Raw genomic sequence first — 24,395 nt, forward strand, 5'->3', positions numbered from 1 at the left:
TTACAAACCTCGCGCCGTGATTTAATCGCCCCTAGATTGAACAAATTTCAATCCACAAAGGTCAACACGCCCTAGTAAGGATATTAATGTTTTTTTCTAAAAATAAGCAAAATGAAATAGCCTCTTTAAAAGCAGAACTCTATCCGTTACAACAAGTGTGGGAAGGGCTTTACCGAGAGATGTTAGTACTGAACATTCTCTATGATGGCAGAATTTCGCACGCCAATGATAGGTTTTTAGAAAACTTAGGCTACAACGAAGACGATCTTACTAATAACTCTTTTGATGATTTTATTACTGAGTCATCTCGTCAATCTTCAGAATTTAAAAGCCTACAGCAAGCTATAAAAAAAGAAGGACATTGGGGCGGTGCATTACAAATTGCGCGCGGTGATGGTAAAGCTGAATGGTTACGTTTAATAGTACATCCTGTAAAAGGGGAGCAAGATCAGTTGCTCTATTTTTCTATATTCGGGAGTGTGCTTACAAAAACAATTACGGCTTCCCGCGAGCAAAGCGACACTATCAAAGCGATATATCGCTCTATGGCAGTAATTGAATTTGATTTAGAAGGCCATGTTTTAAAAGCAAATGAGCAGTTTTTATCAGCAATGGGTTATCAAGAAAGTGAATTAATAGGAAAACACCATCGCACATTTTGTGAAGCTTCAGAGTATAATTCCCAAGAGTATCAACAGTTTTGGGCTAAATTAAGAGAAGGACAGTTTATAGCGGAGCGCTTTAAGCGTGTTGATAAATATGGCAATGTTGTATGGTTAGAAGCGTCATATAACCCAATCTCAAATGACGCGAATGAGCTTTATAAAGTAATGAAGTTTGCAACAGTTATTACAGAGCAAGTAAATCAAGAAATTGCGATATCTCAGGCTGCCGAAATTGCTTATAGCACCTCAACCCAAACGGATAAAAAAGCAGAGCAAGGCGCGAGCGTTATACAAGATACGGTTGCAGTAATGACCGAGCTGGCTATTAACATGGAGCAAGCGGCAAGTGAAATTTCAGCGCTTGATCAGCAGTCGCAACAAATATCGAGTATTGTACAAAGTATTAGTAGTATTGCAGAGCAAACCAATTTGTTAGCATTAAATGCCGCAATTGAAGCGGCTAGGGCTGGAGAGCAAGGTCGAGGTTTTGCTGTGGTTGCAGACGAGGTTCGATTGCTTGCATCGCGTACATCAAAAGCAACAGAAGAAATTGTAGAAGTAGTACAGCGTAACCAATCACAAACCCAAAATACGGTGGCTGTAATAGAAAAAGGTAAAGAAAAAGCAGAGCAAGGTTTAGCACTATCTAAAGAGTCGGGTGATGTGATGCAGGAAATTCAGCAAGGCGCACAAGAAGTTGTAAATGCGATTGGGCAATTTACCAGTGAACTCAAAGCTAACGGCTAGATTAGTTACGTCCTTATTCTAAAGCGGGCACCTTTACCGGTACCCGCTCAACCTAACCCCCCTCAATATTACTCTCGAAACATCCCTGATAATTTTAAATTTAACAACTATTCTTTATTAACCCATTAAATAACAAGTAATAAGTTTCTTCATCCCTATAAATGATAATAAATTGTTGCATTTTTGTTCTTTGTTCCTAATACTGATGAACGCCAAGGCTGACAAGCCCTAGTATGAATACCTTAAATGATAATAAAATATTACGTACACAACATTAAGGAATTGTATGAACAACACTAAGCGCACACACACATTAATTAAACCAAGTCACCTAATTGGTGCTGGGCTTGCTATGCTAATGAGCTTTTCTGCTGCGAGTAAAGACTACAAAATTATATTAATTCACGGGTTACAAACTTCGCAAATAACCAATAAGTCGGGTAGTGATGTAATTAATGACGGTGAAACATATTGGCAATCGTACTGGAATAATCGTGCAGATGAGCGAATTGATTGGCCTGCTTATGAGCGAATTGAAGGTAAAATTGCTACCGATTGGGTGTGGCCAAAGTTAAAGCAAATTTCACGCTCTAATTTATGCAGTGATGGCTGTGTATTTGTAACACATTCAACAGGCGACTTAGTTGCACGCCATATTATTGATAACCAAGAAAACTGGTTAGAAAACGCAGGCTTACAGCCGCTTAATATTGTTGCGACGTTTGATTTAGCAGGCGCGGGTGGTGGAAGTGAGCTTGCAGATGTAGCCGTTAGTGCTTTAACTGGCGCATCATGGAACTTTGCGGTCGATGCAGCACTCAAATGGTGGCTAGGGAGCGATGTAACCGAAGCTGTTGGTGTATTACACGATTTAAAAGTGAATAATGCCCGTAAAATATCGCCATTTCCTGATGCACGTACACCTAGATTACGCTTTGTGGCAGATGGTAATTCGTATTTAGGTTTAACAGGTGGATTTTTAAAAGGTAATGATGATTCGGTTGTAGCATCGCACTCTTCATGTGGTGCAAGTTCGGCTGGCTCGTTTGGAAGTTGTAGCAGCAGTATTGATACAGATGGCCATTTAAAATCGCAAGGTGATGCTGTTAGTAGCTTTATGCCAAATCATTATCCAATGATGATGAGTGACAGTTATAGCCATAACGAAATACATAACGCGCAGCGTAAAGGTAATGTCACAATAGCCATGAATAACGTAAATGTTGAAGGTAATAACGTAGGGTTTAATACGTTTGATAAAACTACAGGTAGTTGGTTTTGGAAAAAACAATATCGTTATATTAGGGATTCAAATAATTTAAGTGCATCAGCACTTATTTATAATGTGATTCCATAACATAGAAGGCGTGTAGTGATACCAATCTGCATAAATCTTTGATCAATTTAACGAATTAAATTCTACTATAACGTCGTTAAAAATTTTTTATTTACGACTGCATGGATGCAGGAGGTAGAGCAATGCAGGGAGCAATTGCCGAGAACAACTAGATACAAAAATTTTTGCCTAGTTCTAGCGTAATTTTCTTAACGTTAAATAGACCCATATATAAGCAGATTGGTATTAAAAACTATACGCCTTATAAAAGATTGAAATATAAAAATGAAAAAATTTTATGTCGTTGCTTTAATTATTAGCACTATTTTATTCTCGCTATGGTTTACTGGTAAAAATGATGCTCATAAAGTTGCTGAGCCAATAAAACCACAGATTAAACACAGCGCGAACGCACCTGACTTATCGCCTGTAAAAGTGATCCCTATAGATGTGCCTAAAGCTAAAAAACCACAATCAAAAAAGCAAATTGCGTTTAATGAAGACCTAACAAAAGCAGCGCAGCAAGTGGTGATGCAATACGAAAGTGCACTTAAGTTTCCTCCTTATTCCCAACCTTTGAGTCCTTTAGATGAAGATCGATTAAAGCCAAATCAGTTTTATCCTGTGTCGAGCCCCATAGGTGAAAGCGGCGATGCTTTAACGGTAAGCCTCAAACAATATCGTTTTGTATATCCAGAAGAAATAACAATAAAGGTAAGCGCTCAAGGGCTTGGTAAAGTGGTCGTTGAACTTGCAAATACTGATACAAAGGAAGTATTAAATACCCATACGGGCAATGCGCGTGAAGGTGAGGCAATTATTACATTTAAAGAAGATGAAGATTACCCTCGTAGTTTGCAAGTGTATGTGCAGGGCGATGTTGACGGCAAAAAAGTACCCGTAGTTGCGCAAATTCAATATATGTCGCCAAGTGCTACTTTGACAGGTTTTGAAATTGCTTATGCTCAAAATGAAAACATGATTATGCCAGCTAATTTAACGGTGATAAAAAGTGGTTTGTATCGTGTTAGGGCGAATTTATATAGTGGTGATACACCACTTGCTCATTTGGTATCTAAGGAACGCTTAACACAAGGGAGCCAAACCGTAGACTTAAAAGCTCATTGGTCAGTATTACCTAAGGGCGTTACCGATATGCGCTTAAGTGACTTTGTAATAGAAAGAATGTCGCCAAGCCCAGGTGAGCGTAACAGCTTTGGGAATAGTGAAATAAGCCATTTTGAGATAAACGATTTTTCGTACGACAGTTTACAGCAGTTGCCGTATCAGACTAATGCACAAGAAAAGTTAAGTTTAGAGTTTTTACAAGGCCTAGCTGAGAGTTAAAAAGACAACGTAAGGCTGAATTGGTAAATTTAAGGGGGTTGTACATAAATACAACCCCCTTAAATTTGTTAGCCTAGATATGTTAGCTTAGATTTATAGTAACTACACTTGGCGCTTCTTGTTCATCAAGCTCATTAGTAACAGGCACTTTAGGAATGTCTGGCTTATCAAGAGCTATATCGCCACCATCAATGACTTCACCGGTTTGTAAGTTTTTAAAATCAAACAAATCAGCATCAGCTAAGTGTGAAGGCACGACGTTTTGCATTGCTGTAAAAATACTCTCAATACGGCCTGGGTGCTCAGCATCCCATTTAGCGAGCATTGCTTTTGTATGTTTACGCTGTAGGTTTTCTTGCGAACCACATAGGTTACACGGAATAATTGGATAACCTTGTGCAAATGCGTATTGGCTTATATCGCTTTCTTTGCAGTATGCAAGTGGGCGAATAACCATATGCTCGCCGTTATCACTCATTAATTTAGCCGGCATACTTTTTAGTTTTCCACCGTAAAACATATTTAAAAACAACGTTTCAATCATGTCGTCACGATGGTGGCCAAGGGCTATTTTAGTTGCGCCTAACTCATTTGCTGTGCGGTATAAAATACCACGACGCAGTCGTGAGCAAAGTGAACAGGTTGTTTTACCTTCAGGAATAATGTCAGTAACAATGCTGTAGGTATCTTCTTCTACAATTTTGTATTCTACATTTAATTTATCAAGATACTGGGGTAAAACGTGCTCAGGAAACCCTGGTTGTTTTTGATCTAGGTTTACAACAACGAGATCAAACTTTATAGGTGCTACACGTTTTAAATGTTGAAGCATTTCAAGCATTGTGTAGCTGTCTTTGCCACCTGATAAACACACCATTATACGGTCACCTTCTTCAATCATATTGAAGTCCATAACGGCTTGACCAGTTTGGCGACGTAAACGCTTTTGTAGCTTATTTAAGTTAAATTGAGCTTTAGCTTGATCTGAGTGTGACAATTACGCCCCCTAGTAAAACAATACAGCAAAGTTATTTGCTAAAAATAAAGGGGCGTATTATACCCAAACCACCTGAATATGCGAGTTTAGGATGTAATTAAACACGGTATTTTTAGCAAGTAACAAACTGGATGTTACTTGCTAAATTTTTAATTAATCTAGTTTCTTTGCCATCGGGCTTACGTAACCATCGGGCTTGAGTGCTAGTACATCGCAGTCAAGGCTATCAATTACATGCTCTGCTGTATTACCTACTAAAGCGGCACTTAAGCCTGTACGACCAACGGTACCTATAACTACTAATTCACTATTTAACCGCTTAGCTACATCAGGGATTACATCCTCTGGTAGGCCTTCTTCAATAAAACATTGCTCTTGGCTTAAATTAAACTCAGCAGCAAGTGCATTGGTTGATTCAATGTGGTGTTTTTTAACTGATTCGTTATAAAGTCCAGGGTTAAACTCAGGAATTTCGATTGCTATATTTATGGGCGTTGCAGGATAAGCATTAACTAAATTAAGTTTTGCGTTGGCAAGTTCACATAAAAATTGTGCGTCTTTAATTACCCGTTTATTAAGTGCTACATGTTCTTCGTTTTCACTAACCGCATTCACAGCAGCTAAAATATTACCGTTTTCTGGCCATGCCATTTCTTTAACAAACAACACCGGGGCAGGGCATTTTCGTACTAAATGCCAGTCGGTAGGGGTGAAAATAACGGATTTAAGTGCACCATGTTGATGTGTGCCTTTAATTACTAAATCGTACTTTTGATCAATTACAGTATCGATTATGGCTTCATAAGGACGGTTATGCCAAACCACTTGGGTGTCAATATCTATATCTTTGTAAGGTGAAACCAAATCTTTAAGCCATAGCTGTCGATCTTTTAGTACGGCATCACGCATTGCTTCGCGTTCATCGCCAGATAGCATCGTTGTCATTTCATAAGAGAAGTCGTAAACCGTCATAAAGGCGGTAATACTTGCGCCAGATTTTTTGGCTAAGTCTATTGAACGTGATAAACCGTGTTGATCGTCTTTGGTAGGGTCAATAACCGCAATAATGCGTTTAATAGTGTTCATATGCTACTCCATTTGCCTAACGGGTGTACAATTAGTGTAACGCAAATATAAAACAGTTAAAGGGGTAGCATATAAATTGTTGTTCTAAATCAAACTATTTAATTTAGCGAGGCTTAACGATTGCTGCCGTTTTAGCTAAGGCATCATTATCTAAAATTGTAATAAATTTACCTTCTACTTTAATTAAGTCGGCTTTTTGAAAACGGCTTAATAAACGGCTAATGGTCTCTACGGTAAGGCCTAAGTAGTTACCTATTTCACCGCGAGTCATGGTAAATCTAAATTCTTTGCGTGAAAAACCACGTTCACCAAAACGCTCTGACAGGTTATAAATAAAACTAGCTAAGCGTTCTTCTGCTGATTTTTTATTGAGTAATAACAGCATTTCTTGATCGTATGTAATTTCGCTGCTCATCAAGCGCATTATTTGTTGACGAAGTTTTGGTAATTTACCAGCAAGTTCGTCAAGGGTATCGAATGGTATTTCGCACACCATTGACGTTTCAAGTGCTTGTGAAAAACTCTGGTGCGCCATTTTGCTTATCGCGTCAAAGCCTACTAAGTCACCCGCTAAATGAAACCCGGTTATTTGCTCATCACCTTGCTCTGATAATGTGTACGATTTAAATGAGCCAGAGCGTACAGCATAAATCGCCTGTAAAGGTGCGCCTGATTCAAATAGATAATCGCCTTTATGGAGTGGTTTTTTTCGCTCAATAATTTCGTCTAGCTTATCCATTTCTTGGCCATTGAGTGAAAATGGCAAGCACAATTGACTAATACTGCAGTTATTACAGCTAATAGCACAATTACCTTTAGCGCGACTTTGAGAGAAATCCATAATTTAATCCGTTTAAATTTTTATACACACGACTGCAAAATAACCATAAAAGGTTAATACTGCGAATAGGTTATTGTATCAGCTTGTCAGTTGCAATTATCAATAAGTAGATACCATACCAGATTATAACACTGCCCAATACAATTCGGGTCCAAGGGTGGTTAATAATACTATTTAGTTTTTGTGCGGTAACGCCTAACGTGATCATTGCGGGGAAAGTACCCAAAGCAAAACAAAGCATCACTAAAGCACCGTCTAGGGCACTTGGGCTAGTCATCGCCCATGTAAGTGCTGAGTAAACAAGTCCACATGGAAGCCATCCCCACAAAGCACCGTAACCTAGGGCTTTAAATGGTGAGTTAATAGGCATTAAGTATTTATTTAGCTTAACAATGTGTTGCCACACTAAGGTTTTACCAATTTTTTCTAACCATTGCAACGTAGGGCCTAAGCGCATTATATACACGCCGACTAGGAGCATAAAAATAGCTGCAATTAATGAAAGTGCTAAAGAAAAAGATGTGTTTTGCCTAGCAAATTGGCTGCTAATACCAGCAACAAGAGCACCTGCTGCCATGTAGCTCAGTGCACGCCCGGTATTATAGGCAAATGAATAGGTAAATGCTTTGCGTTTATCACTTGCCAGTTGTAATGAGCTTGCAATACCGCCGCACATGGCAATGCAATGACCGCTACCTATTAGCCCCATTAAAAATGCGCTGGTGTAAAGAGGGTCAATCATTACTTTTGTTATGTTGCTCTTTGTCGTCTTCAAACAAAATACTATGACCTTGCTTATTTAAATCAGAAAACTGCTCACTCTTTACGGCCCAAAAGAAAACGCCTATAGCAATAATGACAAACAAAATGGCAATGGGGATCAAAATGTAAATTATGCTCATAACTTTAATAGCCTTAGTGAATTACTAATCACAATAATTGAGCTGGCAGACATGCCAATAACAGCCATCCATGGAGCGACTAAACCCAGCGCTGCCAATGGTAATATGGATGCATTATACAATAAAGACAGTGCAAGGTTTTGCTTAATAATTCGTCTGGTTTGTTTTGCCACATTGAGTAAATGATCAATCGAAGCTAAATCGCTATTAAGGAGCACTACATCGGCGCTATTTTTTGATATGTCAGCACCGGTTTCCATTGCAATGGATAAATGCGCACTGGCAAATACAGGGCTGTCGTTTACGCCATCGCCGACCATTGCTACAACTTCGTTTTGTGACGCCCATTTTTCAACGGCTGTTTGTTTATCCTGTGGCGAACACCCAGATTGCACACTTTCAAGGTTAAGTTGTTTAGCTACTTTTTGCCCAGCATCTGATGCGTCACCGGTTAACATATGACACGTTAAATTTTGCGATTGAAGTGAGTTTATAAGCTTTTGAGCATCGTTTTTTACTTTATCAATAAAGTAAAAACGTGCAACAACCTGCTTATTTATATACAAGCTTGCTTGTGCATTTGATTTTTTGCTATCAAACCAACCACTTTTACCAATTGCATAATGATTGTTTGCATCTTGTGCGCTAATTCCCAAACCTGGATGCACTTCAACGTTATTAAGATTGTGGTGAGCAGGAGTAATTTCATCAAATGCGCTGGCTATAGGGTGTTCAGAATAACGCTCTAACATAGCTGCCATATCTAGCACTTGCGCTTTTGTGTATTGCTTATCGAGTATATCTACTTCATCTAGGCTAAATTTACCTTGAGTAAGTGTGCCTGTTTTATCAAAGGCAAATAACGTAATTTGTGAGAGTGTTTCGAGCACATGCGCTTGTTTTATTAATACGCCTTTACGGGTCAAGGTTGCAACCGCGCATGTAAGTGCGGTTGGTATGGCTAAACTCAGGGCACATGGGCAGGTAGCAACTAAAACCGAAATGGTGATCCAAAATGCGTGTTCAGGGTCAATTTGGTACCAGCCAATAGCTGTAAGTGAAGCAAATATAAGTAGGCACGCTATAAACCATTGCGCAACTTTATCTGTAATTTCAACCAGTTTAGGGCGTTTAGTTAATGCGTTGTGTTGCAAGCGGATAATTTGATTTAAAAGCGTATTTTGGCCAATTTTATTAATTTTTATTTCAATAACGCCGTCATGGTTAACGCAACCGGCGTAAACATTGTGGCCGATAAATTTTGTAACGGGTTGGTGTTCGCCCGTCATCATTGATTCATCAACCGTAGTTTTACCCTTTATAAGCTCGCCGTCGGCAGGAATTGTTTCACCCGCTTTAATGAGTACTACGTCATTAAGTTTTAGTTTTTTGGCTGCAATTATAAGTTCTTCACCACTGTCGTTAATGGTACGGGCTGTTAATGGCAATAATTTTTGTAAGTTGGCAGTAAATTCGCTCGCTTTTAAACGCGCTCTAAATTCAAGGTACTTACCTAATAAAAGTAAAAAGGTAAACATGCACACAGATTCAAAATATACTTCGCCGACTTGCATAAATGTGGCGTAACAACTTGCGCCAAACGCACCAAAAATAGCCAGCGATACGGGTAAATCCATATTGAGCTGTTTTGCTTTTAAGCCATTTATGGCGTTGGTTAAAAAGGGCAGTGCGCTATATAAAATAACCGGAGAGGCAAGTACTAAGCTGATCCATCTAAAATACTGCTCAAAATTGCTGTCCATCCCTGAAAACATGCCAAAGTACATGGCAAACGCAAACATCATAACTTGCATGGTCATTAAGCCTGCAACACCTAAGCGGCGAATATAGGCTTTGGCAGTTTGTTGCTTTTGTTGAGCTTCAATATCTGATTGAAATGGGTAGGCTTTATAACCAATTTTGGCTAAGGAAGTAATAATTTCACTCAAGGGGGTGCTGGTTTTATCCCATTGGATCATCGCGCGGTTGGTGGATGTATTTACATCAACCCGTTTTACAGTATTTAAGTTTAAGAGTTGTTTTTCGATAAGCCATGCACACGCTGCGCAGGTTATACCTTCAACACTCAACAATACCTCTGAGATATTGTCGTTAGTAGCTATAAATTCGTCTTGAATATCTTCGTTGTCATAACTTTTTATAAATGCGAGTTGCTCAGGTACCAGTTGCTCAACCTTGCCTGCGCGAACAGTTCGGTATTTATAATAATCAGTCATACCTTGATCAACAATATTTTGCGCAACTGCTTGGCAGCCAATGCAACACATTGGCTGGGCTATATCGTCAATTATAACGTTTGCGCTAAATCCGTTTGGCACACTTTCAAGGCAATGAAAGCAAGAGTGAGACATAGTGATGATTACTTATAGTTAGGAGTAACTAAAACGGTTTCAGCCGTCGGTAGAACAATGTTTTCTTTTAGTTTCCAGCTGCCATCAATTGGCTCAATAAATACAGAATATGCACCTGGCGTATACTTATCAAGTAATGCAGTAAATTCTTGATTGGCATTAGGTGTAAGTGTGGCCTCAAAGTCATGCGCTTTAATAGTACGGTGGTAAAACGAAAGTTTTAAAACATGTACGTTGCTACTGTCACCTTTTGTAAACTTAAAGCTTACACGCTCGTTGGTAACATTTAATTCGCCATGTAAGTAAAGTGCTTTTGCTTTTTCAAACTTAGTCAGTTCTAAGTTTATTGCTTTACCTTTTTTGTAGTAGTCGTCAACAACCATATCTGGGCCGTTACCTATTGCCGTAATAAATAAGCTAATACAGCCAATAATGGCAACTAACGGAAAAAAGATTAAAAACCAAGGCCAAAAATTTTTATACCACGGAGTAGGTTGCATAGTGTCTCTAAAATTAGTTTAGGAAGCGTTATTTTATAGGAATTATACGTAAAAGACTAAAAAAAAGCCTCCGACTGGAGGCTTTTTTGATCTGGATTAATCTATTGAATTAAATAAATTAATTTATAAACATTTTATTAACCACGTGCTTATTTATCTTGCGATAAACTGTAAACGTAGGCTGTTAATAAGTGAATCTTATCTTCACCTAAAATGTCTTTCCAAGCAGGCATTACACCAGCACGGCCGTGGTTAAGTGTTTCTTCAACAGCACGTTGAGAACCACCGTATAACCAAATGTTATCAGTCAGGTTAGGCGCGCCAAATGGTAGGTTATGTGCAACCGACCCTTTACCGTCAGCACCGTGACATGCTGCACACATTGCAAACTTAGCTTTACCTGCGGCAGCATCTTTTTGGTTAACAGTACGACCAGAAAGGCTCAGCACATGTGCAGTCATTTCTTTAACGCCTTGCTCACCAAGAGCATCGCCCCAAGCTGGCATTGCAGCTATACGACCATTAAGCAGTGTTTCTCTAATTTTGTCTGGTGTACCGCCATATAACCAATCTTTATCAGTTAGGTTAGGGAAGCCTGTTCCACCACGTGCATCAGAGCCGTGACATTGCGCACAGTTTTGTGAGAATAAACGCTGACCAATTTCGATGGCTAATTGACCATCTGTTTGTTCATGTTTGTCACCATTTTCAAGAGCAACTTGCTGCGCTGCGTCACCTTCAAACTTAGAATTAACTAAATCTAAAACCGGCACTTGTGCAAGTCGATTAAAAATAGGACCAAAGCGTTCTTCTGCAGCTTCATACTCTTTATCAAGTTTAACAAAACGACCTTCTGCTTTGGCCTCTGCAACTGCTCTTTTAGATTCAGCTAAAGACGTAATACCTTGATTAGAGCTAGTCCATTTACCTAAACCTTCCCAGTTACCTAAACCTGGGAAAGCTGCAAGGTAATATACTGACCAAATAAAAGTTGCGAAAAACATGTAAGTCCACCATTTTGGTAGTGGATTATTTAGCTCTTCAATGCCGTCAAATTCATGTCCACAGCTTTCACCTTCTTTTACGCCAGCATAGTTTTTTAAGTTCCAAACTAATAGGCCAAAGATGATGCATAAGCATGCAAGGGTTAATACAATAACCCAAATACTCCAAAAGCTAGTCATTTTTCAGACTCCTTTTCCTCGTTAGAGAGTGTGTTGTTATGTTTTTTTTCATCTTCAAAAATGGCATTAGCAGCGCTGTCAAAACGATTTTTGCTACGCTTGCTGTATGCCCATACAACAATCACAATAAACAATACTAAAATTACCAGAGTCAAAATGCCTCTGTATGTTCCGTAATCCATAATAATTTACTTCAAGTGGGTACCAAGTTGCTGTAAATACGCGATTAGAGCTTGGATTTCTGTTGCGCCTTCGCCGTTATTCATAGCGTTAACTTTTTCAACATCAGCTTTAAGTTCTTCGTCGCTGCCATAACCTAGGCCCGGGTGTTTAGGGTTTTCTGGGTTAATAGCAAAAGTATCACGGAAAATTTGTAGTTTTTTCAGAGTCAGGCTTGTGTCTACCTTATCCTCTGCTAACCAAGGAAAGCCCGGCATATTCGACTCAGGAACCACAGCACGTGGGTCAACTAAGTGAGCATAATGCCAGTCGTCCGAGTAACGTTTACCAACGCGAGCAAGGTCAGGGCCAGTACGTTTAGAACCCCATTGGAAAGGGTGATCCCATACTGACTCGCCTGCTACAGAGTAGTGACCGTAACGCTCAACTTCATCACGAAAAGGGCGGATCATTTGTGAGTGACAGTTATAACAACCTTCACGTACATATATGTCACGGCCTTCCATTTCTAAAGCATTAAGAGGGCGTAGGCCTTCTACTGGTTTAGTTGTGTCGTCTTGGAACATTAGCGGAGTAATTTCAACTAATGCACCAAAGCTGATAGCAAAAACAGTCAGAATAGCCATAAGGCCAACGTTCTTTTCTACTATTTCATGTTTGTTTTGTGAATTTTTATTGCTCATCATCTCACTCCGTTATGCTAATTGTGCTTGCGCGTCTAACTTCAGAGATTCTTTCTCAGCTGAAATTGTACGGAAAACGTTATAAGCCATAACTAACATGCCTGTTACGATGAATACACCGCCTACAAAACGCATAATGTAGAAAGGATGCGACGCTTCTAAAGACTGCACAAAGCTGTACATTAATGTACCGTCGGCATTTACCGCACGCCACATTAGACCTTGCATTACACCAGAGATCCACATTGCAACAATGTATAAAACAACACCTACAGTATGTAACCAGAAGTGGGTGTTAACTAATTTAACGCTATACATACGACCTTGCGCAAATAACGCAGGAATTAAGTGGTAAATAGCACCAATTGAAATCATAGCAACCCAACCTAGTGCACCTGAGTGTACGTGGCCGATCGTCCAATCTGTGTAGTGAGATAACGCATTTACAGATTTAATTGCCATCATAGGGCCTTCGAACGTAGACATACCGTAGAAAGACAATGAAACAACTAGGAAGCGTAGTACTGGATCAGTACGCAGTTTATGCCATGCGCCTGATAGGGTCATAATACCGTTAATCATACCACCCCAAGACGGTACGAATAGGATAATAGACATAACCATACCTAAACTTTGCGTCCAATCAGGAAGCGCAGTGTAGTGAAGGTGGTGAGGACCTGCCCAGATGTATAATGAAATTAATGCCCAAAAGTGAACTACCGATAAACGGTATGAGTAAACTGGGCGACCTGCTTGTTTTGGTACAAAGTAATACATCATACCCAAGAAACCAGCAGTTAATAGGAAACCTACAGCGTTATGACCGTACCACCACTGAACCATAGCATCTACCGCACCTGCGTAGATTGAGTATGATTTAGTTAACGACACAGGCACTGCCATGCTGTTTACAATGTGTAGTACTGCAACAGTAATAATAAAGCCAGCATAGAACCAGTTAGCAACATAAATGTGCGACACTTTACGCTTGATTAAAGTACCAAAGAATACAATAGCGTAAACAATCCAAACCACAGCGATTAAAATATCGATTGGCCATTCAAGTTCTGCGTATTCTTTTGAGCTAGTAATACCAAGTGGTAATGTAATTACTGCTAATACAATAACTAGCTGCCAGCCCCAAAATGAAAAGGCGGCGAGTTTGTCTGAGAAAAGACGCGTTTGGCAAGTACGTTGTACGACGTAATAAGACGTCGCAAACAGTGCACTAGTACCAAATGCGAAAATTACTGCGTTCGTGTGTAACGGACGTAGTCGAGAGTAAGTTAACCATGGTGTATCAAAGTTAAGTGCTGGCCAAGCTAATTGGGCAGCAATCAGAACCCCAATACTCATGCCAACGATGCCCCAAATCACTGTCATAATAGCGAATTGGCGTACAACCTTATAGTTATACTCAGTTTGTGATGCTACTGTTTGGCTCATTTTCTGGCTTCCGCTGCAATAAATGCGTTTAGAAATGAATTACCCACTATTAAAAGTGGGGCCTACTATTTTTCTCAAGCGTGTTACCTAAAACTTTCAATACATGAAAACTTCAGAAAAAAAACTTGAGAAACCCTTATTTTTTGCGGGTGAAATGATAAATTTTTTGGCCTAAAAAAGATAGGTCAATTACATAAAATTATGACATCAATCAAACTTTGTGAGCTTGTTGTTTATTTTTTGATACAGTTTGTGCCTAATTTGGCCTAATAGTAACACTCGCACTTGTTATTTACAGTCACGATTATTAGTATTTGCTTTTCTTTAGTGCGAAATTGTTATGCTTATATATAGGTTAAGTTTATTCACTGTGGTGTTTTTTTTATTAACAGCGTGTGATTTTTCTAAAAATACAGATGAAAAATTTCTTAAAAATGCCCAGTGCGAAGCCAATTTGCCTTGTACTTTTTCAAATGATGTTAAAGTATGGTTAAGCGAGAAAACCCTTTCCCCCGAAACCCCATTTACTATCTTTAGTGACTTACCTGCAAACGTTACAATTGAAGATGCCAAGCTTAAAGGCATCACTATGTACATGGGTTACATTCCCCAAAAATTTAAAAAACATAATGATCTTTGGCAAAGTAATACTATGGTTGGTATTTGTTCAGAGCAAAATATGCTTTGGAATTTAGAACTAACCGTTAAAGATAATGCCACCTCTGTAATACAAACACTCAATTACTCTTTTTACGTAACGTATTAAAGTTGCGACTACAAACTCTTGTATACAGCTTACATTTTTGATGTGAGTTCGTTTTCTTATACATACGATTATTTGAGTGACAAGATCAATAAAATTGCCTTTTTAGGTTTTAATACTGACAAAACTTCAATAGTGAATAAGTGCTCTCAAAAAGTTCAACTTTAATTACGACTGAATAAAAAAATCTAATCAAAAAACCTTCCAAAGAGGCTAAATAAGACTATTTAAGCATCAAGTATGCATAAATATGGTTATTAATTAACATTTAGTTTTGCGGTTTTAATAATGTGCTGTGATTAAGTTGTTAATTTGTCTGTTTTTGGTACGTAGCTCAGTTAATTACATTTGATTACAAAGTGAATCACTTTGGTTTCAGGTGTGTTTCTAATGTTTCCTTGTCTTTTCAAGGTATTGTTTTTAAAGTGTATTTATTAATTAACACTGAAACATAATGTAACCTATGTACCTACTATGGTTATTCCATTTTATTTCTTGATATAAATTGAGCTGCCATTAAGTTTTCGTTCAGTTAAAAGCGCCTAAGTTGCCCACCTGACTCACTATTCTAATAAAAAGTGAGCATTACCAATAAAGGTAAATTTCCAACAAGTAGGGTTCTTTCATGAAAAAATCAACTCTTGGTTTAGCTGTAATCGCAGCATTTCCAATGTTCTCAAGTGTGCAAGTTCTTGCTGCTGAAGACTCAGCACAAGCAATCGAAAAAATTCAAGTAACGGGTTCTCGCATTAAGCGCGCAGATATGGAAACCGCTAGCCCAGTTACTATTATCGGTGCTGACGATATTGCTGCTTCAGGCGCAGTATCAGTAGATTCTGTACTACAAAAAATGACCGCTACAGGCGGCGCAATGACAAACCCAGGTATCAATAATGGTTCTGGTGGTAATGCATCAATTGATTTACGTGGTTTAGGTTCACAACGTACTTTAGTACTTGTAAACGGCCGCCGTATGATCAACTCAGGTACAGGCGCAGCTTCTACAGTTGATTTAAATACTATCCCAGTATCTATGATCAAGCATATTGAAGTGCTTAAAGATGGCGCATCTGCTGTTTATGGTACTGATGCTGTTGCGGGTGTTGTAAATATTATCTTAAAAGATAACTTTGAAGGCTTAGACCTTAATGTTAAATCAGCAATCACTACTGAAGGTGATGCAGATGAAACGTCTTTTGATATTACAATGGGTGGTAACTTCGGTCGTGGTAACGTTGTAATCGGTTTGCAGTACACAGACCGTGGCGATGCTTCTCAGGCTGATCGTAGCTTTTCTGATTGTCCATTAACTGAAGATGGCGATGGCAGTGCTCCGTACTGTTCTGGTTCTTCTTATACTCCTAATGGTCATGTTTGGTCAGGTGATGAATCTTTACAAGGTCAAGCTGATAATGGTTGGCACGACTTTGGTACTAGTGATGCTTACAACTATTCGCAATCTAGCTACTTATACACGCCAATGCGTCGTTTAAACCTTACAGGTATTGGTAGTTTTGATTTAACTGATGACACGCGTTTATACTCTGAGTTTACATACTCAAAACGTTGGTCAGAGCAGCAACTAGCACCTCAACCAGTATGGTTCGACTTTGACTACGCTGAGTGGATGGGTGATTCTTTAATCGACCAAAATATTAATTACGGTGATGAAGTTTCTTACGGCCGTCGTATGGTTGACACTGGTACACGTGATTCATCTCAAGTAGTTGATACAGTTCGTTCTGTTATCGGTGCTGCAGGTTATTTAGATAACGGTTTAGAGTGGGATACATCAGTAATTTTTGGTCGTAATGACTCAGTAGATCGCTTAAGCAACCTTCACAATATGGGTTCAATTCAAAGCGAAATTGAAGCTGGTAACTTTAACCCACTTTCACAAGCTTCATGGTCAAGCAGTAGCTTTAGTGATTATGTTTACACTGAGCAAAACTCAGGCGGCAGTCAATTATTTATGATTACAGCTGCGCTTTCTGGTGAGTTAATGGAAGTACCTGCGGGCTTTGTAGGTTTTGCTGCAGGTCTTGAACGCCGTGAAGAAAAAGCGTGGTACACACCAGATTCGATCACTTCACAAGGTCTTGCAAATGATCCACGCGTTGATGCAACAAGCGGTCGTTTTGATGTAAACGAAGCATACCTTGAGCTGGCTATTCCTTTAGTTGCAGATGCTTATCTTGCACAAAATGTAGAATTAAGCGCTGCGATCCGTGCTTTTGATTACAGCACATTTGGTTCTGATGAAACGTGGAAACTTGGTTTAACTTGGCGTGTAAACGACGAATTAATGCTTCGTGGTGTTCGTTCTACAGCTTTCCGTGCTCCTACAGTTGCTGAGCTATACTCAGGTGATTCTCCATCTTATGAGCAAGTTAGCTTCACCGGTGCACAAGATCAGGCTGAAGTAACCGTTGGTGGTAATGACCAATTAACACCTGAATTAGCTGATACAGTTACCGTTGGTGTAGTTTACGAACCAGAATGGTTTGAAGGTTTCTCAATGACGTTAGATTACTACGACATTGAAATCGAAAACGCTATTGCTACAGTAAACAACCAATACATTGTGGATTCATGTCTTGCAACAGATGGCTCTTTAGCGAATCAATCAACAGCACTTTGTAGTTCAGCAAATATCGATTTTAACCAAAGCACAGGTCGTATCGCGTTTAATAACCAACTACAAAACGTAGGTTATGAGCAAACAAAAGGTTATGACTTAAACTTAAATTACAAATTTGATTTAGCTGGCCTTGCTTGGAATACGTCATTAGATGTTACTTACCTTGACGAGTACACTGTTGATGTTATTGAATCAAGCATTGATTACGCTGGTTTAATTACTTCTGGTATAGGTGGTTATGCTGACGTAAAAGCAAACTTTGAGCTAGATGTTAAAGGTGATGCTTGGTCTGCTAACTACAAAGCACGTTACATTGCAGGAATGGATAGCTACAGCTGTTTAGGTAAAGAATCTACATGTTATGCTCCAACAACACCATCTGTTGTTTACCATGATGTGAGCGGTTCTTACTTTATCAGTGACATGGTTTCGTTAACTGCAGGTGTAAATAACTTATTCGATAAGCAACCACCATACTACTCAGGTAACAACGATTCTAATACTGACCCGTACACATATGATGTACTTGGCCGTCGTGTATTTGCTGGTGTAAACGTTAAATTTTAACTAGCACATTAATCTTATTAAGGCTCAGTATTTACTGAGCCTTTTTTATTGAACAAAATAAAGGAGACAAGTACACTAAAACGATATTTTAGAAGGAGAACTGATTGTTAAAACAAGATGAAAACTTATCTTTTGTCATTGAACCAGAACTAACTCCTCGTTCTGAACAGCGCATAGATCTGTATTTTTCTATCCCTAATGAAATGGGGATTAATCCGCAAACACTTACCGAAGAATCTTACTTTAATAACCACTTTAAATCGCACTTAGCGTATAACGCTAACAATATACACTTGCCTTTAGTGCGAAGCCGTTTTGTTAGTAAAAACAAAGGTGAGCAACAAGATTACCGGCAAAATCTTAATTTATTTTGTTACCAAGTACGTTTAGCCCTTGATGCCGATATAAAAGACGCGTTAAAAATTGATGAGGCAGAAGATTTTTATAAACGTGCTAACGAGGTATATGAGCAAAGCGAAGGACTTTTAAAAAAGCTGCGTCGCTACACACCAGATGACGAAAAACTACTGCCATTTTTTACCAATGCTGATAACTATTTAAGTTGGCATGTTGAGCAATCTTTTTTAAAGCTTTTAGATGAAGGCCCACGTAGTAGCGATTATGCAAAAGAGCGTAACGATTTACTGCAGTTTTGTAAAAGCGAAAATACGTATCGAGCAGAGAAAAGCTACAACTCTGAAACAACCATGCAAGACGCAAATCGAATAACAAATAAAATGCGCTTGTTACAACGCTTAATTGAGCACGGCGTAATATTACAGCGTCAAACGCGGTTTCTTAACAGCTACCTTAAGCGATTAGTTAAAGGCACTGTTACAGCTGTTATCATGGCATTTGTGATGGTTGTGATACTTAATGCCCGCTCAACGTTTACGGAAGTCACCGCGACGCTTATTTTAATTTTAGGAGTTATTTACGGGCTGCGTGAAATATTTAAAGAAGATATTACACGTATGATTTGGCGAGCCATTGTACAAGGGCGACCTAAGTGGCGATTTAGTTTTAAAAATAGTATTACTAAAGACAAAGTAGCGAGTCAGCTAATTTGGCTTGAATACATGCGCTTTAAAAAAATACCTAAAGAAGTGAAATCTATTTTTTCAAAACGTCGTCAACAAAATAAACAAGCTGCGCAGTGGTTACACTTTGCAAGTGAGACACGTGTTAGTGCGAAAGAATTTTTGCCCGGCTACGATACACTACAGCACACGCTACAATTTAATCTTGCACCATTTGCACGTTATTTAAAACGTGGTGAAGGGAAGCTATATCATTTAGACAGTAATAAAATTTCTAAGCAGGCTGTAGAAAGGCGTTATCAATTAAACATGGTACTTGTGCTAACTGAGGAAGATAAAACACTCTATCAACGCTATAAAATAACGTTAAATCGCAGTAAAATCGTTAATATTGAGCTTATCTACTCCAAAAAATGAGTTTTATTAATTTAAAAAGGGGCTGATACAATCAGCCCCTAATATTTGGTCAGTTTATTTATTAGCTAAGCCATGTTTGCTATATAAAGTTACTTTGTCTGATACTAGCGTGATCTCGATATTTTTTGCTTCATCGCCCCATACACAGTTAGTATGTAGTGTTTTTTCAACACAGTTATCAGCACTGCCTAAAATAGTTTCAACTTCAGTCTTATCCATGCCTACTTTAATTTTTTCATAATTTTCAAGACTTACCTTAGAACAAGCCGCAAGGCTTAATGTAGCTGCGATGATAAGGAGTTTTTTCATTGTTATATCCTACTTAATATTAATGTTTGAATTTTCTGATCTGGACAATCATGCCCATTCGTGGATGGTCAAAGTAATGTACTTCACCACTAATTACACGTCTAAACTGAGAAAAACGGGCTGACTCTATATCGCCGTTTTCTAGCTTTTGACTAATATCAAAATTAGCTGTTATGTATAAATAATGTCGTAAATGTATTTTAAATAAACCGTCTAGTTCCCATTCTGCTTTTGATTGATCTGGGTCGTTAAATAGCGCCGGTTGTGAATTTAATAAACTTACAAAATCAGGGTTTGAATAGCTAGGTGTTACATTGGGTTCATTTTTAAGATGCTTACCCGCTATTAAATGCATGCTTGGGGCGCGTGACTTGCTTGCGCCTTCAAAGCGCCAGCCAGTATGTAGAATAGGTGTTAAGCCTTTGCGGTCCAGTTGCCTATATTGCGCTTTAAATTGCAGCTGTTGCGGCGCTAATAAATAGGTTTGCTGCATATCATCTTTAGCGGGTGCTAAAGGCGTTACAGGTAGCTCATCGTAGCTTTGTAGGTAGTCAATACTGTTGTCACATACACCCGATTGCGGGTTTGAATTAACTAATGAATCAGTAAAAGTGCGTTTTTGAAAACGCTCATCGCCATCTATGCAGGCCTGCATTGCTTGTTCAGTGTAAAGAGGGGTCAGTAAGTCTAGCGTATTTTTATCTTCAATAGCTTTGTGCTTAAGGCTAAAGTCTTCTTGTAAATACGGGGCAGGGCGCTGTTTAAATACAAGCACCTCAACCTCAAACCAGCGTTCTGCAAATGCAGTGCTGCTAAATAAGCAGCATAAAACAATAAGCGATTTTTTTAGCAACATTAATGGCTAACCTTTTTTTCGAAATCTGCAATCATTGCAGTGACCATTTTTAAGCGTTCGCGGGCATTTGCCTCACTAATTGCAAAGCGCAGTTTATTTGCGCCATCCATTTTGTACACCTTAGGTGCACTTTGTATCAAGCCAATGATGAAGCTAGGGTTAACCTTGGTATCTTGGCTAAACTCAAAGTAACCACCTTTTGGGTTTGCCTCAATTTTAGTTATACCTAAACTACTAGCTTTCATTTTTAATAATTGTAGGCTAAATAGGTTTTTAGCAGCATCAGGTAGTAAACCAAAGCGGTCTATTAGTTCTACCTGAAGTTCATCCATATCATCAAGGTTAGCACAACTTGCAATGCGCTTATACATACCCAAGCGTGCATTAACATCGTGTATGTAGTCATCAGGTAATAATGCAGCCAGCTTTAAATCTACTTCGGTTTGTTTTTGAAGTAGGTTTTCAAGCGTTGGCTCTTTACCTTCGCGCAGCGCATTTACGGCTTGTTCGAGCATTTCCATATACAAACTAAAGCCGATGGTTTGCATTTGGCCTGATTGATCATCGCCAAGTAGCTCACCCGCACCACGAATTTCTAAGTCATGTGTAGCGAGGGCAAAACCTGCACCTAAGTCCTCTAATGATTCAATTGCTTGTAAGCGTTTACTCGCATCTTTAGAAAGGGCTTTAGGGTCACCTGTTAGTAGGTAGGCATACGCTTGATGGTGGCTTCGACCAACTCGTCCACGTAATTGGTGTAACTGGGCAAGGCCGAGTTTATCTGCTCTGTCCATGATAATGGTATTAGCCGTAGGCACATCAATACCGGTTTCGATAATCGTGGTACATACCAGCACGTTGTATTTTTGATGGTAAAAGTCAGTCATTATTTGCTCAAGCTCTTGCTCGCGCATTTGGCCATGGGCTGTAGTCACACTGGCTTCAGGTACCCATTCACTAATTTCTTGTGCAACACGCTCGATAGTTTCTACGTTGTTATGTAAAAAGTAAACTTGGCCACCGCGTTTAATTTCTCGCAGTACCGCTTCGCGTATTAGTTCTACATCGCGTTGGCGTACAAAGGTTTTTACCGCTAAACGTTTAGCCGGTGGCGTTGCGATTATCGATAAATCGCGCATGCCGCTCATGGCCATGTTGAGTGTACGAGGTATTGGCGTTGCAGTCAGTGTGAGTATGTCTACATCGGCGCGCAGTGCTTTAATTTTCTCTTTTTGGCGAACACCAAAGCGATGCTCTTCATCAACAATTAACAAGCCTAAATCGTTAAATTTAATGTCTTGTTGAATAAGTTTATGCGTGCCAATAACTATATCGAGCTTACCATTGGCCATTTTTTCAAGTGTGTCTTTTTGCTCTTTAGTGGAGTTAAAGCGCGAAAGTACACCTACTTCAATAGGAAAATCAGCAAAACGGTCTTTAAAGTTTTCAAAGTGCTGCTGAGCCAGCAAGGTGGTGGGCACTAAAATGGCTACCTGCTTATCATCGTTAACTGCTACAAAAGCAGCGCGCATGGCCACTTCTGTTTTACCAAAGCCTACGTCACCACACACTAAACGATCCATCGCTTGTTTTGATTGCATATCACCTAATACGGCTTCTATGGCGTTGCGCTGATCGTCAGTTTCTTCAAACGGAAAGCTATCGCTAAATTGTCGATATGCGGGGGCATCTAGAGTAAATTTATTACCAGGTTTTGCTTGGCGCTGAGCATAAATGTCGAGTAATTCTGCGGCTACATCGCGAACTTTTTCAGCAGCACGTTTTTTTGCTTTTTCCCATGCATCTGAGCCAAGCTTATGCAGTGGGGCGCTGGCTTCTTCACCGCCAGAGTAACGACTCAGCATATGCAATGCAGATACTGGCACGTACAATTTAGCTTCACTTGCGTAAGTAATCGTAACAAACTCAGTAACTACACCTGCAGCATCAATTGTTTGCAACCCCTGATAACGGCCAACACCGTGATCAAGATGCACAACAGGTTGACCTTCTTTAAGCTCGGCTAAATTACGAATTAGCGCATCTTGGCTGGCTTCGTACTTGTGCTTGCGGCGTCTGCGCTGAGATACTTTTATGCCAAGCAGTTCTTGCTCGGTAATAATAGAAAGGCTTGGTTTAGTGCCAAGTACTACACTTTGCTCGAGCGGGCTTACTATTAAGCCTACGTCACTTGCACTTTTTATAAATTGTTCGAGTGTTTCAAATTCTTTAAATTTTAAACCGCTTGGTTTTAAAATGCTCAGCAATGATTCGCGACGACCGTCCGATTCAACACTGAGTAATATGCGGCCTTTTTTCTTTTTTTGCTCTGCTACATAATTTATAAACGCGCCATAAGGTTCATGCTGTTTATGATCAATTCGAATGGCTGGCAGCTCGCTAACGCTTAAGTTTTTATTACCCGCTTTAGTGCCAAGCTTTGCAAGGGATAATCTAATACGTGCAAAATTGCCTAAATTAGAAAACAGCTCTTCAATAGGCTGATAAAGCGCATTGGGTTCAAGTAATGGACGAAGTGGGTCAACTCTGCGGTTTTCATAGCGTACATTTACATCGTGCCAAAAGTTATCTGCCGCGTGCTCTAAATCACCTAGCTGCATAACGGTTGTTGTATCTGGCAGGTAGTCAAAAATAGTCGCGAGCTTTTCAAAAAACAATGGCATGTAGTATTCAATACCTGCAGGCCAGTTACCTTTGCTTACTTGCATGTATACTGAATCTTGCTGCGAGCTTGCGCCAAATTTTTCACGGTAGCTTATTCTAAAGCGTTCTATATCAGCGTCGTTAGTAGGAAATTCATGCGCTGGAAGTAGCTCAATTTTATCTACTTTTTCATCAGAGCGCTGTGTTTCTACATCAAATAAGCGAATGGTATCGAGTTCGTCATCAAAAAAGTCGAGTCTAAATGGGTGTGGGCTACCCATTGGGTATAAGTCAACGATAGAGCCGCGTATAGCGTATTCGCCGTGCTCCATTACTTGTTGAACATTTAAATAACCGGCTTGCTCTAAATTGTCACGAAAGTTATGAGTGTCTAGTTTGTCGCCTACTTTAAAGTTTATTGTTGAACCGTAAATAAATGAGGCCGGGGCTGTGCGCAACATTAAAGTAGATACAGGCACAATTAACACACTTTGTTGTTCTTTTTTTAAGGTGTTTAAAGTGGCCAAACGGGCTGAAATAATATCTTGATGGGGAGAAAAATGATCGTATGGCAGAGTTTCCCAATCAGGAAATACCATGACTGGGTTATCGGGTAATAAATATTCTAATTCTGTTTCAAGGCGCAGTGCACTTGGTGTATCAGGCGTAACAATTAAGACTAAGTTATCTTGTTGTTTAACGCCTTCAGCAATAGCAATACTTAAACCACTTCCGCTTAGCTGGCCCCATTGAATTTTATCTTTATGAGATTTTACCCAAGGCAAGGCTGCCCATTGCTCAAACGCCATTTATTACTCCATTTATAGTTGGCTCTTAGCAAGTAAGAGCCAT

Annotated in this window: 20 protein-coding genes; 6 read left to right on the top strand and 14 right to left on the bottom strand. The window is 39.3% G+C overall.

The window, feature by feature from the left end; genetic code table 11:
* Nucleotides 1–86 precede the first annotated feature (86 nt).
* The 3 genes from AC5NT5_RS06700 to AC5NT5_RS06710 all read left to right on the top strand — a co-directional run bounded on the left by AC5NT5_RS06700 (nucleotide 87) and on the right by AC5NT5_RS06710 (nucleotide 4,095).
* Entirely contained in the window at nucleotides 87–1,412 is a 1,326-nt protein-coding gene (locus AC5NT5_RS06700) for a methyl-accepting chemotaxis protein (RefSeq protein ID WP_182752840.1), read from the top strand.
* A gap of 286 nt (nucleotides 1,413–1,698) precedes the next feature.
* Entirely contained in the window at nucleotides 1,699–2,769 is a 1,071-nt protein-coding gene (locus AC5NT5_RS06705) for a hypothetical protein (protein WP_494513211.1), read from the top strand.
* 264 nt (nucleotides 2,770–3,033) lie between these two features.
* The gene (locus AC5NT5_RS06710; protein WP_494513210.1) at nucleotides 3,034–4,095 is read left to right on the top strand and encodes a hypothetical protein; all 1,062 of its coding nucleotides are present in this window, start codon (nucleotides 3,034–3,036) and stop codon (nucleotides 4,093–4,095) included.
* 82 nt (nucleotides 4,096–4,177) lie between these two features.
* On the opposite strand, the gene ttcA is transcribed toward AC5NT5_RS06710, so the two are convergent.
* The 11 genes from ttcA to ccoN form a co-directional block, all read right to left on the bottom strand.
* Complete coding sequence (gene ttcA, locus AC5NT5_RS06715; protein WP_002963067.1) at nucleotides 4,178–5,092, bottom strand: tRNA 2-thiocytidine(32) synthetase TtcA; 915 nt, start codon at nucleotides 5,090–5,092, stop codon at nucleotides 4,178–4,180.
* A gap of 153 nt (nucleotides 5,093–5,245) precedes the next feature.
* Complete coding sequence (gene uspE, locus AC5NT5_RS06720; RefSeq protein ID WP_165723936.1) at nucleotides 5,246–6,178, bottom strand: universal stress protein UspE; 933 nt, start codon at nucleotides 6,176–6,178, stop codon at nucleotides 5,246–5,248.
* Between the two features lie 103 nt (nucleotides 6,179–6,281).
* Nucleotides 6,282–7,019: an FNR family transcription factor gene (locus AC5NT5_RS06725; protein ID WP_002963069.1), complete on the bottom strand. Its 738-nt coding sequence runs from the start codon at nucleotides 7,017–7,019 to the stop codon at nucleotides 6,282–6,284.
* A 70-nt stretch (nucleotides 7,020–7,089) separates the two neighbouring features.
* A complete protein-coding gene (locus tag AC5NT5_RS06730; protein WP_494513209.1) occupies nucleotides 7,090–7,761 on the bottom strand; it encodes a sulfite exporter TauE/SafE family protein in 672 nt (223 codons plus the stop codon).
* Nucleotides 7,754–7,921 (bottom strand): cbb3-type cytochrome oxidase assembly protein CcoS, encoded by a 168-nt coding sequence (gene ccoS, locus AC5NT5_RS06735; protein ID WP_002963071.1) that lies wholly within the window; start codon nucleotides 7,919–7,921, stop codon nucleotides 7,754–7,756. Before ccoS ends, AC5NT5_RS06730 begins: the two co-directional genes overlap by 8 nt.
* The gene (locus tag AC5NT5_RS06740; RefSeq protein WP_494513208.1) at nucleotides 7,918–10,293 is read right to left on the bottom strand and encodes a heavy metal translocating P-type ATPase; all 2,376 of its coding nucleotides are present in this window, start codon (nucleotides 10,291–10,293) and stop codon (nucleotides 7,918–7,920) included. The genes ccoS and AC5NT5_RS06740 overlap by 4 nt, the downstream gene beginning before the upstream one ends.
* An 8-nt stretch (nucleotides 10,294–10,301) precedes the next feature.
* A complete protein-coding gene (locus AC5NT5_RS06745; protein WP_002963075.1) occupies nucleotides 10,302–10,793 on the bottom strand; it encodes a FixH family protein in 492 nt (163 codons plus the stop codon).
* 149 nt (nucleotides 10,794–10,942) lie between these two features.
* Nucleotides 10,943–11,977 carry a cytochrome-c oxidase, cbb3-type subunit III gene (gene ccoP, locus AC5NT5_RS06750; RefSeq protein WP_494513207.1) on the bottom strand — a complete coding sequence of 345 codons (1,035 nt, stop codon included), beginning with the start codon at nucleotides 11,975–11,977 and terminating at the stop codon, nucleotides 10,943–10,945.
* Nucleotides 11,974–12,159 carry a CcoQ/FixQ family Cbb3-type cytochrome c oxidase assembly chaperone gene (locus AC5NT5_RS06755; RefSeq protein WP_024597380.1) on the bottom strand — a complete coding sequence of 62 codons (186 nt, stop codon included), beginning with the start codon at nucleotides 12,157–12,159 and terminating at the stop codon, nucleotides 11,974–11,976. The genes ccoP and AC5NT5_RS06755 overlap by 4 nt, the downstream gene beginning before the upstream one ends.
* 6 nt (nucleotides 12,160–12,165) lie before the next feature.
* A complete protein-coding gene (ccoO, locus tag AC5NT5_RS06760) occupies nucleotides 12,166–12,840 on the bottom strand; it encodes a cytochrome-c oxidase, cbb3-type subunit II (RefSeq protein WP_024597379.1) in 675 nt (224 codons plus the stop codon).
* A 12-nt stretch (nucleotides 12,841–12,852) separates the two neighbouring features.
* Entirely contained in the window at nucleotides 12,853–14,286 is a 1,434-nt protein-coding gene (gene ccoN / locus AC5NT5_RS06765; RefSeq protein ID WP_002961515.1) for a cytochrome-c oxidase, cbb3-type subunit I, read from the bottom strand.
* A gap of 340 nt (nucleotides 14,287–14,626) precedes the next feature.
* On the opposite strand from ccoN, the gene AC5NT5_RS06770 reads away from it, so the two are divergent.
* From AC5NT5_RS06770 to AC5NT5_RS06780, 3 genes are all read left to right on the top strand, one after another.
* A complete protein-coding gene (locus AC5NT5_RS06770; RefSeq protein ID WP_039490088.1) occupies nucleotides 14,627–15,052 on the top strand; it encodes a hypothetical protein in 426 nt (141 codons plus the stop codon).
* Between the two features lie 622 nt (nucleotides 15,053–15,674).
* Nucleotides 15,675–18,257, top strand: coding sequence for a TonB-dependent receptor (locus tag AC5NT5_RS06775; RefSeq protein ID WP_182671753.1), 2,583 nt, complete (start codon nucleotides 15,675–15,677; stop codon nucleotides 18,255–18,257).
* 104 nt (nucleotides 18,258–18,361) lie between these two features.
* The gene (locus tag AC5NT5_RS06780; RefSeq protein ID WP_024597376.1) at nucleotides 18,362–19,714 is read left to right on the top strand and encodes a hypothetical protein; all 1,353 of its coding nucleotides are present in this window, start codon (nucleotides 18,362–18,364) and stop codon (nucleotides 19,712–19,714) included.
* 54 nt (nucleotides 19,715–19,768) lie between these two features.
* Here AC5NT5_RS06780 and AC5NT5_RS06785 read toward each other — a convergent pair whose 3' ends face one another.
* Genes AC5NT5_RS06785 through mfd form a run of 3 tightly spaced genes read right to left on the bottom strand, consistent with a single transcriptional unit; the run spans nucleotide 19,769 to nucleotide 24,352 of the window.
* Complete coding sequence (locus tag AC5NT5_RS06785; protein ID WP_024597375.1) at nucleotides 19,769–20,023, bottom strand: lipoprotein; 255 nt, start codon at nucleotides 20,021–20,023, stop codon at nucleotides 19,769–19,771.
* 19 nt (nucleotides 20,024–20,042) lie between these two features.
* On the bottom strand, nucleotides 20,043–20,879 hold the full coding sequence (locus AC5NT5_RS06790) for a peptidoglycan binding protein CsiV (RefSeq protein ID WP_182682647.1): 837 nt from the start codon (nucleotides 20,877–20,879) through the stop codon (nucleotides 20,043–20,045).
* Nucleotides 20,879–24,352: a transcription-repair coupling factor gene (gene mfd / locus AC5NT5_RS06795; RefSeq protein ID WP_182716158.1), complete on the bottom strand. Its 3,474-nt coding sequence runs from the start codon at nucleotides 24,350–24,352 to the stop codon at nucleotides 20,879–20,881. The genes AC5NT5_RS06790 and mfd overlap by 1 nt, the downstream gene beginning before the upstream one ends.
* Nucleotides 24,353–24,395: the final 43 nt, after the last annotated feature.

Source organism: Pseudoalteromonas sp. J2K-J599 (assembly GCF_059295115.2).

Excerpts from the sequence above, each read along its gene's own strand:
- AC5NT5_RS06700 (WP_182752840.1), top strand. The coding sequence starts at position 87 with ATGTTTTTTTCTAAAAATAAGCAAAATGAAATAGCCTCTTTAAAAGCA.
- AC5NT5_RS06705 (WP_494513211.1), top strand. The coding sequence starts at position 1,699 with ATGAACAACACTAAGCGCACACACACATTAATTAAACCAAGTCACCTA.
- AC5NT5_RS06710 (WP_494513210.1), top strand. The coding sequence starts at position 3,034 with ATGAAAAAATTTTATGTCGTTGCTTTAATTATTAGCACTATTTTATTC.
- uspE (WP_165723936.1), bottom strand. The coding sequence starts at position 6,178 with ATGAACACTATTAAACGCATTATTGCGGTTATTGACCCTACCAAAGAC.
- AC5NT5_RS06725 (WP_002963069.1), bottom strand. The coding sequence starts at position 7,019 with ATGGATTTCTCTCAAAGTCGCGCTAAAGGTAATTGTGCTATTAGCTGT.
- AC5NT5_RS06730 (WP_494513209.1), bottom strand. The coding sequence starts at position 7,761 with ATGATTGACCCTCTTTACACCAGCGCATTTTTAATGGGGCTAATAGGT.
- ccoS (WP_002963071.1), bottom strand. The coding sequence starts at position 7,921 with ATGAGCATAATTTACATTTTGATCCCCATTGCCATTTTGTTTGTCATT.
- AC5NT5_RS06740 (WP_494513208.1), bottom strand. The coding sequence starts at position 10,293 with ATGTCTCACTCTTGCTTTCATTGCCTTGAAAGTGTGCCAAACGGATTT.
- AC5NT5_RS06745 (WP_002963075.1), bottom strand. The coding sequence starts at position 10,793 with ATGCAACCTACTCCGTGGTATAAAAATTTTTGGCCTTGGTTTTTAATC.
- ccoP (WP_494513207.1), bottom strand. The coding sequence starts at position 11,977 with ATGACTAGCTTTTGGAGTATTTGGGTTATTGTATTAACCCTTGCATGC.
- AC5NT5_RS06755 (WP_024597380.1), bottom strand. The coding sequence starts at position 12,159 with ATGGATTACGGAACATACAGAGGCATTTTGACTCTGGTAATTTTAGTA.
- ccoO (WP_024597379.1), bottom strand. The coding sequence starts at position 12,840 with ATGAGCAATAAAAATTCACAAAACAAACATGAAATAGTAGAAAAGAAC.
- ccoN (WP_002961515.1), bottom strand. The coding sequence starts at position 14,286 with ATGAGCCAAACAGTAGCATCACAAACTGAGTATAACTATAAGGTTGTA.
- AC5NT5_RS06770 (WP_039490088.1), top strand. The coding sequence starts at position 14,627 with ATGCTTATATATAGGTTAAGTTTATTCACTGTGGTGTTTTTTTTATTA.
- AC5NT5_RS06775 (WP_182671753.1), top strand. The coding sequence starts at position 15,675 with ATGAAAAAATCAACTCTTGGTTTAGCTGTAATCGCAGCATTTCCAATG.
- AC5NT5_RS06785 (WP_024597375.1), bottom strand. The coding sequence starts at position 20,023 with ATGAAAAAACTCCTTATCATCGCAGCTACATTAAGCCTTGCGGCTTGT.
- AC5NT5_RS06790 (WP_182682647.1), bottom strand. The coding sequence starts at position 20,879 with ATGTTGCTAAAAAAATCGCTTATTGTTTTATGCTGCTTATTTAGCAGC.
- mfd (WP_182716158.1), bottom strand. The coding sequence starts at position 24,352 with ATGGCGTTTGAGCAATGGGCAGCCTTGCCTTGGGTAAAATCTCATAAA.